This window comes from Sporosarcina sp. E16_3, from assembly GCF_017347125.1.
GTDB lineage: Bacteria > Bacillota > Bacilli > Bacillales_A > Planococcaceae > Sporosarcina.
Genome location: NZ_JADPRX010000013.1, coordinates 38,533 through 54,094 on the forward strand (window position 1 = coordinate 38,533; position 15,562 = coordinate 54,094).

General features: G+C 39.8%; 15 protein-coding genes. All 15 read right to left on the minus strand.

Annotation, left to right across the window (positions count from 1 at the left end):
• Positions 1 to 48 precede the first annotated feature (48 nt).
• The 15 genes from radC to I2483_RS09795 all read right to left on the minus strand — a co-directional run bounded on the left by radC (position 49) and on the right by I2483_RS09795 (position 15,536).
• Complete coding sequence (gene radC / locus I2483_RS09725) at positions 49 to 717, minus strand: RadC family protein (RefSeq protein WP_207151448.1); 669 nt, start codon at positions 715 to 717, stop codon at positions 49 to 51.
• Between the two features lie 181 nt (positions 718 to 898).
• Complete coding sequence (locus tag I2483_RS09730; RefSeq protein ID WP_207151449.1) at positions 899 to 1,090, minus strand: hypothetical protein; 192 nt, start codon at positions 1,088 to 1,090, stop codon at positions 899 to 901.
• A 433-nt stretch (positions 1,091 to 1,523) separates the two neighbouring features.
• Positions 1,524 to 1,916, minus strand: coding sequence for a hypothetical protein (locus tag I2483_RS09735; protein WP_207175590.1), 393 nt, complete (start codon positions 1,914 to 1,916; stop codon positions 1,524 to 1,526).
• A gap of 195 nt (positions 1,917 to 2,111) precedes the next feature.
• Complete coding sequence (locus I2483_RS09740; protein ID WP_207151451.1) at positions 2,112 to 3,176, minus strand: hypothetical protein; 1,065 nt, start codon at positions 3,174 to 3,176, stop codon at positions 2,112 to 2,114.
• A complete protein-coding gene (locus I2483_RS09745; RefSeq protein ID WP_207151452.1) occupies positions 3,169 to 3,585 on the minus strand; it encodes a hypothetical protein in 417 nt (138 codons plus the stop codon). Before I2483_RS09745 ends, I2483_RS09740 begins: the two co-directional genes overlap by 8 nt.
• 101 nt (positions 3,586 to 3,686) lie before the next feature.
• A complete protein-coding gene (dnaN, locus tag I2483_RS09750) occupies positions 3,687 to 4,790 on the minus strand; it encodes a DNA polymerase III subunit beta (protein ID WP_207151453.1) in 1,104 nt (367 codons plus the stop codon).
• A 67-nt stretch (positions 4,791 to 4,857) separates the two neighbouring features.
• Positions 4,858 to 5,172: a single-stranded DNA-binding protein gene (locus tag I2483_RS09755; protein WP_207151454.1), complete on the minus strand. Its 315-nt coding sequence runs from the start codon at positions 5,170 to 5,172 to the stop codon at positions 4,858 to 4,860.
• A gap of 12 nt (positions 5,173 to 5,184) precedes the next feature.
• On the minus strand, positions 5,185 to 6,564 hold the full coding sequence (locus I2483_RS09760; RefSeq protein WP_207151455.1) for a CHC2 zinc finger domain-containing protein: 1,380 nt from the start codon (positions 6,562 to 6,564) through the stop codon (positions 5,185 to 5,187).
• Between the two features lie 690 nt (positions 6,565 to 7,254).
• The gene (locus tag I2483_RS09765) at positions 7,255 to 8,331 is read right to left on the minus strand and encodes a hypothetical protein (RefSeq protein WP_207151456.1); all 1,077 of its coding nucleotides are present in this window, start codon (positions 8,329 to 8,331) and stop codon (positions 7,255 to 7,257) included.
• An 844-nt stretch (positions 8,332 to 9,175) separates the two neighbouring features.
• The gene (locus I2483_RS09770) at positions 9,176 to 10,180 is read right to left on the minus strand and encodes a hypothetical protein (RefSeq protein WP_207151457.1); all 1,005 of its coding nucleotides are present in this window, start codon (positions 10,178 to 10,180) and stop codon (positions 9,176 to 9,178) included.
• A gap of 126 nt (positions 10,181 to 10,306) precedes the next feature.
• Complete coding sequence (locus I2483_RS09775) at positions 10,307 to 12,127, minus strand: vWA domain-containing protein (RefSeq protein WP_207151458.1); 1,821 nt, start codon at positions 12,125 to 12,127, stop codon at positions 10,307 to 10,309.
• Position 12,128: 1 nt separating this feature from the next.
• Positions 12,129 to 13,556, minus strand: coding sequence for an AAA family ATPase (locus I2483_RS09780; RefSeq protein ID WP_207151459.1), 1,428 nt, complete (start codon positions 13,554 to 13,556; stop codon positions 12,129 to 12,131).
• A 92-nt stretch (positions 13,557 to 13,648) separates the two neighbouring features.
• Positions 13,649 to 14,521, minus strand: coding sequence for a hypothetical protein (locus tag I2483_RS09785; RefSeq protein ID WP_207151460.1), 873 nt, complete (start codon positions 14,519 to 14,521; stop codon positions 13,649 to 13,651).
• A complete protein-coding gene (locus tag I2483_RS09790) occupies positions 14,518 to 15,114 on the minus strand; it encodes an NYN domain-containing protein (RefSeq protein ID WP_255550386.1) in 597 nt (198 codons plus the stop codon). The genes I2483_RS09785 and I2483_RS09790 overlap by 4 nt, the downstream gene beginning before the upstream one ends.
• Positions 15,111 to 15,536, minus strand: coding sequence for a hypothetical protein (locus tag I2483_RS09795; protein WP_207151461.1), 426 nt, complete (start codon positions 15,534 to 15,536; stop codon positions 15,111 to 15,113). The genes I2483_RS09790 and I2483_RS09795 overlap by 4 nt, the downstream gene beginning before the upstream one ends.
• Between the last annotated feature and the right edge of the window lie 26 nt (positions 15,537 to 15,562).

The window sequence follows — 15,562 nt, forward strand, 5'->3', positions numbered from 1 at the left end:
TACAGGTCTTCTGTTTTTCACAAGATAAATATGTCTTTAAAAACAAATTCACATATAACCTTTGTCTTTCAAAGATATATAACTATCATTTGCCACAATGATATGGTCCAGACATTCTATGCCTAACGTTAAGCCACAGTCCACCAACCGCTTAGTGACCTCAATATCCTCTGCAGATGGAGAGGAATTTCCACTGGGGTGCTGATGAGCTACAATAATAGATGCAGCAGTCTTCTCCAAAGCAAATTTAAATACCTCGCGCGGGTGAACTATGGTGGAGTTGAGCGAACCTTTAAAGATTACTTTTCTACCTGTTACCTCGTTTTTCACATTCAGACAAATAACAACAAATTGTTCCTGCTCTTCATGTCGCAAATGCCGAAAATAGTGATATGCATCTTCGGGGCTTCTTATTGTAGAAGTTTCTGGAAGGTCCATTTCGCCAATTTTCTTCGAAAGTGCTATCGTGGCTTCAAGTCGTTCGCCCATGGCCTTAGATATTCCCTCAAGTGAAGAAAAATCTTTTGCAGTCATTGCGAGCAAATCTCTTACACTCAACAGTGACAATTGACCACATACATTTACATCTGCAGAACGTCCAATCACAATTGCGAGTAAGTCCTGAATTGAGGATTGGTCCTTTCCATACAGACTCATTCTTTCTTTCACAACATCAATGTAGGATTTATGGTCAAGTTGAAATAGATTAGTTTGCATTAGTAGTCTCCTACACATACTCCGGCCAAAAGCGGCAGAGTATGTGCCGCCTCGTTATATGCCGGAGGGGAAGGCAAATTTTAACCAAAATATTTTTTGGCTTTTCCGAATTTTATCGTTCTACAAACAGAAGATAACTTCGCCAACTGAACTAACCGTCTGGCGAGTTATGTCAATCCATTCATTTTTTTTCAGCATCAATGGGAAACACTTTTAAATGTTCTAAGCCATTTACACAGTGTTGTGTAACGGGAACAGGAACAGGAACACGTTTTACGACAGACATTGTTACATGTTCATGTCGCCTTTTCATACGTTGCATAATTGCATGCATTAGTGGTTCCTCCTCAAAGGGTAAAATTTCTTGACTCATTTAAATCTCTCCTTAAAAAAGTTTTGTTATCCTTATTTCGCTGTGCGTCTTGCATTTTCTCCGACACAAGAGATAGGATACGAATTTGCTGATACTGATACTCCGTTAATTAACAGGTACTGCTTCCTCCTTTCGTTAAAGTAAATAAGCATAAAAAATACGCCTATTCATTAACAAACAAAAGATGAACCCTCCCTAAAGAAAAGGTCATTTGTTCGCAAATGAATAAGCGCATGATGGTACACATTGGTGAAAACTCTCTCCCGCGTGGGTGAGATCAAAAATAAATAAAGTATACTGTATTATATCACGAATCGATCAGCCTACATAATATCAGAATTTCCTATCTTCACTTTATACACCGTATTTATCGATAAAAGTTAGATATGTGATTACGTTCTATTGTGTAAAATAACTCCCTTTCCTCTATTGATTAGTATTGCTTCTTCATGTGTTTTTCGAATTTCTTAATTAAATATCTAACTTTCTCAACCGTATATCCATTCTTTCTTGCAATGAATTCCATACTTTCACCACTTTTAAAACTTCGAATTAGAGAAGTATAGTTTTCTTTTTTGTTGAATGTATCAATCAAGCTTTCAACTGTTGTAATAGGATACTTATATTTTAAAGATATAAATTCGATGCTTTCATCTTTTAAAAAGTCCTCTAATATAGAGTTGTACTTTTCTTTTTGCTTGTATTTCACATAAATTTGTCTTGGCCTACTCCGACTTACATCGATAAATTCACTTATAGCATTAAAAGTTTTTCCGTTTTCTCTTAAGTTATTCACCAATAATTCTTGTTCGGTAAAATGATACATCACATAAATCCCCCTTAACTCAATGAAGCAACTATAACATCCAATTATTTATGCTTGAAGGACATTAAGCGGACATTACAGAAAAACAACATTAAATTTTTACAGAGCCTAAAGAATAACCCCCCCGACAATTCAAAATCATCAAGGGGTTTTAAGGAATTTATATAATCTTCGTTTTGTAGTCCTAAAAAGAATTTAAAATAATGCTAATTGGGTCAATTCATATGTTCTAACATCATTTGCTCTAGCACCTTTTAATTCGGAAGAAAAAGCAATATTATCTTTTTCAATTTCCGCTAACGTTTCTTGTTCAAATTTGGATAACTTCATGCTAAACGGTGGATTCGATAAGACCACATCAAAGGAGTGTTCTCTTGCCATTGCTTGAACGATCTTAAATCGTAAAGCTTTCGGCATAGTTGACCATTCCTTTTTCAATTCTTCTTGATACTTATACACTTCTTTATGCCGTTCACGTACTGGGTGAAGATAAATATCTTCAAATACGCTATCCTGCTCGAAAATTTTACGGGGAGCTTGAAATTCTCCAAGGAGTGAATTTCCACAATAGATTCGCGTATCCGTTTTAAATTCAAAATATTGATGGACCCGCTGCTCTTCTGGGTGAACATGAATCCCCAGGATAGGCGCTGGCGTAAACAAAAGCTGTGGTTTATAGAAAAACGAATGGATGCACGCCGCCTTAACCATCAGCAAGCTCAAGTCCATTCCTACCATGTTTAAAGACTTTAACGGCAGGATAATACTTCCTGGACCAATGCATGGTTCCAGAACAGAATCCGTCCAATTTGGATCCATCATCATTCCCATCGCCATCGATATGCTCAAAGGTGTTGGGTAATAAGATAAGTGTCCAGACGATCCGTTTTCCGCAAGAAAACGACTGAGATAATCCGATGGGTTTCTAATCAAATCCTCCCATGGAAAGTGTTCCTCCAAATGCGCTTCAATTCTAGTTGAGTATTTGGGAGCTTTGCTGCACCATGCAATTCCGATTGCATATCCAATCCAGTCGATTAGATCATGCGAACGGTGCCCTTCTCTTGCAGCTGTATCAAAGCAATCTTGCAATGTTTTAAAAACCGATTGTTTCCCGCTAGTTGATATAGGCGCATAAGGGGCAGCGTCGCCTTCCATAAAGACACCTTTATCAATGATGTCAGTCCAATTCCCCCATAGATTATAAGAGTCGCTATCGATTAACAGACATGTGCTGCGATTCCATCCGAACTCACGCATATTGATTACCCCCAACTCTAATGGATTCATCGCTCTTTTTTTCATAAAGAGGCGGCACAGTACCAACCAGTGCATGTAACTTTCCTTTATCAAATCGAACTAAGGAACAAGCCGCTGCTTCGATTGATGGATCAAAGTTAAGGAAATGGATGAAACGTTCTACTTCACGCCCGGTGATAGGTGTCTGAAAGCGACCGTATGAATGTGTCCCGTTTTTGTAATGGATATGATAAGTTCCATACCCCCCACGTTCTTTGCGTATAAGTCCCTGGCTTGAATACCCAGAGAGTGATAGTTGGTACCCACAATGCAGGCATGACATAATTGTTTCTCTTGTGCTTTCAATATGTGATTCGGTTACAACGCCGCCACAATATACACATGCGGATGTAAGTTGAATAAATGACATAAGACATTCCTCTTTCTAAATAAGGTTTTTGGTCCAATATAATGATTGGATTAAATAAAAAAGGACAATCCCAGTATTAGGGAAAGTCCTTTTTTAACTAATTAAGCTGTACGTATTGGAAGCACCAATTGCGTCAGCGTTGGATCTTTTTCACTGAAGATAAAGATCGGTTTCTCATTGCTCTGAATATGCAGCGTTACTTCTTCTGTAGTAAAAGCCTTCAAAGCATCGCTTACAAAAAGGGCATTAATAGTGAACTTTACAGGTTCTCCATCAATAGCAGCTTCAAGTGTTTCTTCTATCGAGCCGGATTCATCAGATGCGCTATAAATGCGTAATGCACTCTCTTGCGGCTCTAACGTGATGGATCGATATTGTTCATCCTTAGCAAAGGTTAAGGACCTGTTAATGGATGCTAGGAGCTCCTGGCGATTTACTTTGACCTTCAACGAGGCATTGCATTGAATCAATCGTGAGGTGTTTGGATATTCACCTTCTAATTGTCGAATGTATACTTCACGGTCACTCGTTTGGATAAGTATATGATTACCTGCTGGGATCAACGATAGCTGCTGTTTCTCCTCCAAAGTATTCACAACTTCAGCCAGGCGTTTTGCCGGAATATTTAACGTCGGAAGTTTTAAAGGTTTTGGTATAGTTTTTTGGCTTAACCTATGTGAATCTGTCGAAGTTACTCTGAAGCTCGTTTCATCACTTTGCATATTAACGGCTTTTAGAATCGGACGTCCATCTTTATCCGATGCTGAAAAAGCAGTTTGAGTAACCAGCATAGTTAACACCTCTGTCGTTAACGTAATGCCATCCCCTTTTACATGCTCTGGAATACCCGGAAGTTCTCCATCGACTCCATTTATTTTCGCAGATGTTTTGCCTTGCTTCACTTCGATCTGATTCGTATCGAGTAGCGTGACAGACATCATTCCACTGGAAAGTTTTCTCGTTACCTCCTCTAATTTTGGGGGTAACAGCAATTCTCCTGGCGTTATAATTTCAACGATGACATCCTCTCCATTTGACAGAGCGACTTTCTTAACATACGTCACTTCACCGTCAGTGGCTCGGAACGTCAATCCATCTTTTTCGCTTACAGACAAATGGATGTGTTGCATGATCCCCTTACCTCGGAATCGTGATATTTCGCTGAATACCGCCTGAAGTGTTGTTTTTTGTATTTTCATTTTCATGATTAATAATCCTCCTTAAAAAAGTTTTGAGAGAGCAGAAATACTGCGTCTCTATTACAAAGGTCTACTAGTTCTGCAGCGGCGAATCATAGAATTCACAATCATCAACTTCTACTTCAAAGCGCACTTGTTTTTCGCCGTTTTTTTCAAATGTGTGCGAACGCCATAAGCCTTCAATGCCGACTCGTTGACCCTTGGAAGTAAAATTCGAAATTACTTCCGCTAGACCACGCCAAGCCACACATGGGATAAAATCGGTTTTCTTGAAACTCCCTTTTCGTGAGTCAACCGCAATGACAAATGTACATTTTGCTATTCCAGATCCCGTATATGTTAGTACCGGTTCTCTGGTCAATCTGCCAACTGCTATATATTTTTGCATCGTAAACTCCTCCTACATCCGTTGTAATGCATTTAAGTCTACCAGTTTCCGTTCACCTGTTCTCAGGTTCACTTCAAACGGCAGTTTATTTGCAAGCAACAAATCATCGAGTCCTTTTCCATCATTCAAGTTCCACGTCCACAAATAAACATCAATGCCTAACTGGAGCACTTGTGCAGCAAACTCTTTCAGCGTTTCAAAAAGAGACTGTTGTTTTTTTGCGGATTTGGCGGAATCATCAATACGTTGTAGTGAATCCATATCATACGCAATGATGAACTTCTCCACTCCCCATTCTTTAATCAATGGAAGCATATCTCGGAAATTACCTACACCAGGTGCACCAAATACCGGAATTTCAAGGATATTAGCGCTGATATTCGATTTGTGCTCACCTTCCGTCGCTAACAAAGTGCTAACGCGAAACACTTCTGGTAAGCATGTGCCAGGCTGCCAAGTCTTCATAAAGGAAGTAGGAACAACGACATTTAATGGTGCACCACTGCTCACACCATTTTTCCTCCATCGTCTCGGTTGTTCTTCGGTTTCTAAGTTGTGCTGGGATGAAAACCAAACATACTTAGGATTACCATCATCTTTCCGGATGCGAAGTCTAATGATTCGTCCGTATTCATCGCGTACTGGAATGAAGTAACCGGCGGCGGCGCTTGGCATATAAACCCATACGCCTTTCCTCTCTTCATCTACCTCAACTAGACTGTCTGGAAATACATGAGTCATGTGCTCTGGGATAAAGATTTGACTAAATCCAGGAATCCGTTCAAACGGGAACCCTTTGCTGCTCATTTGTTCGTAAATCTTGACCCATTCTAGCTGAGAAGGTACAGACCGTAGCATAAGCGTCTGGATATCTTCTTGGGAATATTTACGTTCATGTGTCCATTCATGTTGATGTTGATTGTGGATTGGGCAAAGGGATAGAAATACCCTGTAAACCTGATCGACTATTTCAGCAGACTGAACAGGAAGTTCGACAAACCTATTTCCTGTTTTACGGGGTTTGTACTCCTCATTACCAGGCTTGAGTATTTTACCGTCTTCTGTCTTGATTGGGATTCCCATAAGCTCGGCAATACCTCTAATACTCTTCAAAAAATGTTGTTTGGGCTCATATTCACCAAATTCATGCCATGCAAAATAAGAAATAGAATTATTTCCTCCTGCACCGCATCCACCTCCACCAAAACATTTGAATATGTTTTTGTTGGGTTCGATAAAAGTATCAGGCGTACTCTCGTTATGCTGAGGGTTGGGACAACAGACGTTGTATTGTTTACCAGCTCGTCTTGGTTGATCTCCTAGTGCCTCCGCTAACTCTAAAATTGGTACAGCCTTTACTTGTTCGATGGTTTCCTGACTAATTCGCGACATTAAACCACGACCTCCTTAAAAAAGTTTATTAAAAATGGGCATATACAAAAAAACACCCATCTCAATAAACGATGCCATCCTCATAAAAGGAAAGTTCGTTCACTCAGATGAGCGTTTTAAAAAAAATAAAAACGTTCCTCCCGCGTGGGTGGAATAATAAAAAGGTTAAAAAGGTATATGTACAGTATACGGTAATGAATATAATTTGTCATTTGTTTCTTATAAGCTATTAATACTGAAAAATTTATATAGACTCTATCTTCAAGACCAACCTATTGTAGAAAAACAAAGTCGGTAGTGGGAAATAGAATACAACTCAATAATAGGTATAGAAAGAACACTAAAAGATAGGGAGCCTGTCTATATGCGCTACAAAGCATTGGGGTTATTGGGATAGGCGGTTTGTCAAAAAGGTTCTAAATAAATTGTACATATGTTTAAACAGGTCCTATTAAAATTATCCTCATATGCACATACAGCAAAAGATTTACTAACAACCGTAAAACGATTTTAATTTTTATTAACATCCTGAAAACAATCCCTATATATGGGTAACAGCGTTTTTTTATGAAGTAAGAGTTAAAAAAGAGCAAAAAAAAGTTCAGTAACCCTAAAAAGGATCCTGAACAAGATTTATTAATTGTCGGTTGATTTTAAGTGCATAGGGAATAACCCTTGCGATTTAACAGTTTACGCAAGGGTTTGTTCAGCATTTAAAAACGCTGGAAGTGGAATCTTCGTTAGAAGAGCTTCTTTTTTTAACTCGACTTTAAAGTTCGTATGTAGTTCTTCGTATTGTGTTTTTAAGATTGGACGAATGATTGTGCGGAAGAATCCACCGAAGTTACCAATTTTTTCGCCTTCTCGATTCTTTAAGACATAGACGGTCTTATGGATAGTCTCATGTATCAATAATCGTAATTCTCGTAATCCTTCGCCAGCAATATTCGTCATTGGATAGAATGTATCCAGACAATCTTGTTGTAAGGAACGGAATGCATCACGCACATCGCCGCCCGTATATGGAACCGGTAAAGAAGTAAGTGTTGCTTGTAATTCTTTCCGAAGAGTTGCACGTAGTACGGCTTTCTGCTGGTCATATTCAGTATGATCGTAGCATTCATCCACAAATGTAAAAGAGAACATCTTGTCTTTTAAAAATCGATGTGCCGCCTTCTTCTCTTCAGTTGATTTGATTAGTAAGATTAGGCGATTCATCCAGTCCGTAATATTCCGTGTTGTTTTACCCATTTTTCTAAGCAACGTTTCCACTTTCAATGGAATACTTTGTTTATTACGACGTGTATGTTCACGGGATAACGAATTCAATACATGTAACAAGCCCAATACTCCGGATACGTCACGGGCACGGATAAAGTCATTTAAGACACCGGACTGGAGCAAGTGGTGCGGAATGATAAAGTAGTTCATCTTGCCTTCTTGGTCGGGAGTATTGTTATTTGCGTACTTAGTAATGGTTATGTAGGCCTTGCCATTTTGGACATTGCGCTGAAGAAGCCCCATGTCAAATAAATGATGGTAGCCTTTATGTATTGAACAATACGGTAGCTGATATTTGTTGGACATGTGTTTCAATACAAGTTCATCTTCACGAATCCTTCCAAATTCATCACAATAAAAGTGGAATAATATAAATGTTGCTAAAGAAGATGCAGTAAGGCGCAACTCTCCGCTATATTCGCGATTATATAAATCTAAAAAATTCAATTCTTGTTGGAAAAACTTCACGCCATTCAATTTACTCACGGGAATGCACCTCCTTCCTGTCATCTTCTAATATAAGTTAAGTAAAATAGTTCGATTGCCATTGTCAAAATGAAAAGAAGTGGGTATACTTATATGTAATTAAAGAAAAGCGGCCGCATTTAAGGGGCCTCCAATACGTTTCCTTTTTTTAGAAAAGGCGTACAGAGACTTTTTGTTTATGAGTTTGATTTTGATTTTGAATCCGAAGTTATCTTTGAATTCAATTCACAACACCTGACAGCATTGCTCGTGCTTAACAGTTGGTAGCTGTTAATCACACCGTCCTCCCAAATTTGTCGTTTCGGAAGACTTATTCTTTTAATCACACCGGTCGCTCCCCAGCGATCGGTTTTTTCTTTGCATTTGGTAATCGCATTTGAAAAATGGACAACAAAAAAATGCGGATTTATATGCATTCTTAAATGGATATAACTATCCCGTTAAGAACTGCCAAATGATTGTTTATAGTTTATCATAGTTGTAGACTATCTGGAAGTTATTTCTGAATACCACCGGTCACCATTCGATATAATAAAACAAAAAATGGGCATAAGAAATTAATCTTATGCCCGGTGCTTCCGGAGATAGAGTCGTTTTTTTTATTAATCGGGTTTAAAACTATGAGTTCATTATTACGAAATAAACGTGTATTGTCAATAGAACGTACATTCTATTCCTAGAAAGCAAAAAGCTCCCCTTAGTAAAAAGAGAAGCTTTTCTATCATTTGGCATCATAAATTCGCATTTATAACGACCGATTAAGTTGTAAAGTGATTGTATAACAGTTTTATAAAAAAAGCAATGCTAAACTGAAATAGTTTGCAATATTTTACTCAAATGCTATTTAATTGATGCTATCTTGTTCGTATTCCACGAAACATCCACATCCGCCGAAATCAAAAATGTCTAATTGCTTTTCATCTTCCAGGAGTTCTTTGTCAAAACGACTTAATGGATATGGTTTAGGTATCCCCTTGATAGATTTCTTCATGAAACTGTACGTTGTGAATTTAACGTTTTCGGGTGAAGCAGTTGCCGCTGGTGGTATATACATTTTTGGTTTATCCATTCGGCCATAAAAGTAATCGCGGTAAGCGTCATCGATTTCTTGGTATAAGTATTCGCGTTCCGACTCACAGATTTCATTGTCTGGAATCGCTTTAATGTACCGGTACGAGTCCACACAAACCTTTAAATGGTGTTCTTGTTTCAATAGTTTTTTGAATTCGTCAGGCATTTGTTCTTTTAAGTTTTTGAAATGCGCCTGCCCCGCCTTAACACAACGCCCCATACAATTATTATGAGTGAAGTGCATGTCATATAGTCGCGGTTGACGTAGATTGTATTTCGCTAACACTTCGTTATGTTCCACATACTCATTGATTAGTGGCATTTCTACATCAAACGGCCTCCAGTTTTTCCGAATTGCCTTCTCGCGATGCATTTCATCAAAACCTATTCCGAAATAAAGTGTAGCTCCCTGGATAAAGTCATCGGATTTCAAACGTTCTTTATTTCTCCATTTTTCAATTAAGGGTTTCTTGCCCCTTTTCAAAAAGTCTGCCGCCACTTTCATTTTCAAGAGCTTAGAGCAATCCCCAATCCGACTATTGAATACAAGTTTCTTTTCAAACATCAATTCTAGAGGATTTAGTCCAGTTGCGTGTGTGAGCATAGGTAACTCTAATCGATCCGCTGCTTGGTATATGAACCGATAGAGATCATCATCCTCCCACTGAGTATCTGTAAAATAGAGAAGGATATTGTCATTCGGAAAACGTTCTTTAACGTGGTGTGCGACAGTAAAGCTTGCCTTCCCACCACTAAAGAAAATAATATGATTTTTCATAGTCTCCTACCTTTCTTATTCGCTTTACGCGATAAAACCAACACTGACTAGCAGCGTTGGTTCAGTTTAATATTATTTAGACAGCTGAGTTTCAATTTGAATACTGCGCCAAGTCCATTGGAATACTTATCGTCGTTGACGAATTATCCGTTTAACGTGTTTTTGCAATTCCTTTGTAATGCCTTTATTAGCAGCAATTACACGACCAGGATACATCTTCTTAACCATGTCAACTGTGTAAGTGTCGTGATCGCCTATAAATAAGCATAAAACGTCAATACCTGACTTCTCCGCCTCTTTTACCATGTAGGTGATCGTTTCAGGACTTTCATTATTTTCGAAAATCGGCATACCGTCAGATAACATAATTGCCAAGCGGATCCCTTCAGTACGTAACTGTGTACGGTCAAGAAGGTATTTGAGGGCTACAGTGTCCCTATTACCCGCAATCGCTTCAATCCCACCAATCGCACGTCTATGTGTATCAGATAAGGCGGCGTCTGTAGGTTTCAATCGAAAGACCATAGTTTCGTCATACTCTGTGAAAGCATAAGCTTCAGTAGGAATGCCTGCTATCTCTGAAGCCTCTAGTAGCAAAGCAAGACCTTTACGCATTTCTTCGTATATCGGCACGCCGTTCGATAAGTAATTATCAGTGGAACCGCTAATATCCGTCATACAACCAATAAAGGCATCTTCTTTTGGAGTTCCTTTAAGTTGCTTGCTGAACACATGTGAGTCTTCACAGTGAATGGCTCTCCATGCATGTCCAGCCATGAAACGACCACTTCTTATATTACGTCTTGCTTGTTCAGGAACAGCTTCTAACAACGCCTTGAGCTCTTTAGCAACGGGTTTAATATACCGTTGGACTTTCGAGAGTGAATCTCTATAGGTTTCAAGACTAGGTTCCACGATCGGTAGCTCATTGACAGTGGCGCTCAAGTCTCCTCTTTCCCCTATGAAAGTCACGGTTATTTTCGAAGGAGTTTCTTCAGCTATTTCCTGTTCAACCTCAGCCTCGTCCTTTTCAAGACTTTTTGCTAGCTGCCGTAACATAGCTGCTTGTTTAGCTTCTCTTCCATTAGATTTAGCTGGCCCCTCATTTTCTTGTTCGTTAACGGATGATGGTTCATATCGTTCTAGCACAGTTCGGCCATGTTCCGCCGCCTCTTCTGCACTTTCTGCCCAAGTTCCACTTGTCATATCTGACGTAAAGGAATCCGTATCAGAGGGTTCGCTGTCTTCAATATCCATCCATGTCAACAATGTTGGCCAAACTTCACGAATCACCTCAGTGACGCATGCTAAGGATGCTTTGGTAGTAGGTGCAACGCGGACTTTGTCGATTAAGGGTTGGACCCTGTTTACTAATTCAACAACATCCTCTAACCATTCTTCCATATCCTCCATACCAAGTACGCGGTGAGCATAAGCTATTCTGAAATCATCTAAGTTAGTTTTCCCTACACCATCAAATCGTTTACCAAAGCGCCACTCGTAGTTGTTTAAGTCAAGATAAGGTTGTTGGCTCGGTGTTTTCAAAACGATTAAACGTTCCATCCGCCCATCGAGACCCATATTTCCAAAGTATTGCAACCAAGGAAGTGGATACTTTTCGTTAGCCAGATAATCTTCCTTTGAAGTAGCAATCATTTCTTTTTGCCAGTCGATATAATCCTGTAAAAAATCATATTCGCTATGTCCTGCTTCATGAACTCCATGCCCATAGCGAAGTGCGCTAAGTTCAGGTTCCGTAAAAGTACGATGGTGTTCAGTCTGCATGTCGTATTTCACGAAGATGTCCTTCCCATTGAAATAAGAAGTTTCATCATTTGTCCAAGAGAAACCGAATGACTTTTTAAACAAACGACGAAGAGACCGAAATAAACGGTCGCCTTCTCGTTGTTTGATACGTTCGTTACGGGGAGTTAAGAGTACACTCATCTCAGTACCCACCTTTCTGGTATTCATCCTCTTCAGCAGAAATCGGGAAGTCGCCCCATGCCGAATCCCGGATCATATGTCGAAGCGCCATATATTCATCTAGGTCTTCGATTTTGTTCAATACATAATCCTCGATGATTTCATGTTTTGTTTCTGCAGTGATGCCGTTTTCAAGGAAGTAGCGGGCGGCGTCTATATATCCACGGATGGTAGATGCTGCATGGCCCTGACTCTCTTCCTGAATTAGTTGGTCCACAGCCTTTTTAACCTTTTCTAGGAACAAAAGTCCGTGGCGATCATGTAGACCCGTCTTGTTCTGAATCATTTCCACGAATTCTAATGTAGATGGTAAACGAAGAACGGCAAAACGATCTTTAAAAGCATCGTTTAAAGCGCGAACTCCTGCATAACCAGCACCTACGTTCATGGAACCTATCATCAAGAATTGGGAATGGCGTTTAATCGCACCGACAGGGCTTGATAGAACTCGGTTCTCGTCTAGTAGTGAGTGGTAGACAGAAGTAACATCTCCCATCAACATATTGACTTCAGCCATGTTCGCAAGACCGCCATTTTTAACGGTTGAGGCAAATTGACTCAAATCAAATGTGCTTTCTCCATCCCGAAAAGCAGGTTCCCCGACAATTGATTCTTTTGTTTCGTCTTTGTTCCCCACGTGAATGGTTTGCGGCAATCCAAGCACCCATCCGATAGTAGCGATAAGCGTGTCTTTACCTGTACCTTTATCTCCAATTAATATCAGGTCTTTGCCAAGTAGGACGTGGCGTAATGCACGTGCAAGCATAGGACCTGAATACGGGTAGTGAGGTTGTTCCGGTTTAATCATCATTGGTAAGCAAGAAACAGTGGCATGAATAGCACCACGACGTTCTAATACCCGATGTATTAAAGCCGGTGGCAATCCTTCCTTGTCCAAATAGGTTTGAACAGTCCCCCATCCTACATTACAGTCCCGAATTTCAGTCGTGGTTGTAGGTGCCGCCGCGTCTCCTGGTTCAACAGGGGCGGCGACAGGAGGCGCGTCTACTTCTTCAATAGGTGCGAGCAATCCGAATTGAGAATTCACATTCGTAAAGTCAATATCATTTAATTGTTCATGGATGGTTTCGATTTCCTGTATAGAACCTTTTGTCGAAAACTTAACAAGCGTCTCGCCAATCGTGTCTATGATGGAACTAAAGACGTTTAAGTGCTTACAAGAAACACCCTTCTCATTGGCTTCACAGTAATGAATCGCTTTGAACTCATCGTTTTGGAAGAGAATGTAACCAGAAATGTCAAGATCCTTAAAGACGACCCGGTAATTATTGTTAACGGAATCGACTTCGATTGATGAAACATGTTGATGTAGATTTGCTTTCATATCCTGGATAGCCATTTTGTTTAAAGTTATTTTTGCAATTTTCATGTGTAATTCTCTCCTTAAAAAAAGTTTTTGTGGTCGAGCCAATTAAAAAGAAAGACAGTCCTCCGAAGAGTGCCGCCTTTCCAATGAAACGGTTATACCGCTTGATTATTTTCGATTACGGGTACCTCTTTTGATAGCCGTAATCGATTGTCATTATTGTTGAGCCATCCTTTCACTCGCAAGACAGCACGATTAGGTAAAGACCTCGCAAAATCTTGATGCAAAATGGGAATGACCATTTCAACGGTATCTCGCGACTCCAACATGACTGGAACCGTCGAACTGTTGTCTTGATTGAAAAGAATGTCACCTACAATTGCTACCCGGAAAGAGATTGGTTTATTGCTAGAGGTAGAGGGTTGGAAATGCTCATTGGCAGCAATTGAATCTGGATGAATCGATTCAGGAATTGCATTTTGTTCTTCAGCAGAAGAGAGCATACCCGTTCCAACTAATCCATAGCCCATGAAACCAAGAGCCCGTCCGATAGCAGAAGTCTGTGCATTCGCACATGGATTGGAAGCATCGACGCCGCCACCAAAACCAACTTCGACAATTCCTGTAGATGTTCCAAACACTTCTGATTCAATAGTGACTGATACTAGTAGTCGATCAGCGATTGATTGGAAAACTGGCGGATGAATATCTAGTCGTTTACCTAGCTTTACGTGTTCATCTCTTGCCATTCGAACACGTCCGTCAACAGTCATATATGGTTTTTCAATAGAAACATATGTCCCGTTTTGTGTGGAAAACATGCCAAGCTTATCTGCTTCGGCTGTAATTTTATATTGTACTTTGTTAATCTTCACATTCTGAGGCAATAAAACCAAAAAGTCATGATACTCTTCAGGAATACGCTTTTTTGCCTGGATGATCTCTTGTTGCGTATGAAAAATATCATCCTTACCTTTTTTCAATACGTAATGAGGTAGATTTGCTGTAGGCTTATTGTTGGTTGTCATATGGCAACACTCTCCTTAAAAAAGTTTGTATTAGTTCGGTCTTGCCACAAAATGTGTTGTGGTTCGATCCAACTTATAACATCTTCTAACCGAATAACGACATCGGCTATCTCCGTAATCATCGCAGCAGGAATGTTCTTTGATACGACGACATGAACTCGTGCTCCATACATTTGCGCGCGTTTAATAGCGGGAACTAAATCGCCATCTCCGGAACACACGATAATGTCTTGGAACCCATCCTTCGCAAATATGGCCAAATCCATAGCGAGCATAACGTCTACTCCCTTTTCAATGAATTTGTTACGACCATGATCGACAACAGTGAATCCTTCATGTACTAGGATGTCATCCCGTCCTAAGGCACGAAAGAATCCCGCACGCTTTGTATGACGTTCTGGATGAGTTAGCACAGGCACGTTCGCACCATAGAAGTGTTTCTCAGATGGATAACCAATGTACCTTTGTAGTGACTCGTAAAAAGCATTCCAAGGATTGATACCTTGTACGCCTATGCGGTGCAACTGACCCATAATGTTCATTTCGTCTACTAAAATAGCAGAACTCGTCATGATTTGATGTTGATTTCTCATGAAATAATTCCCTCCCATAACGTAGTTTGATAATCTTCTTGATAAACCGGAACAAAGTCGAGGACGTGCATAGGCACACCATGACCTGTTCGCTTTTCTATCAAAAGACACCACTCGTTTTTTCCGTATGGGATTCCCGCGATCTCAATCTGTTTATGCGGATACACATACCACTCACCTTCACGAATATAACCGTAAGAAGAAAGATCGGGCAGTGAACCGGCGAAAAACAGTTTGATACTTCTACACGTGAATCCATTGCGCTTAATTTGAGTGTATAGATGTTTAATTTCGGAAAACTCTACATCTGACTCACACACCAATAGGCGCCAGTGTTCTGATTCTTGTATTCTTAAAAAACCTGGCAAATCATCTTTAAAAATTGCCGTCTTGCTGCAATGCCAGACGGTTTGAATTCGCATTACGAACACATCCTCTCTCAATCTAT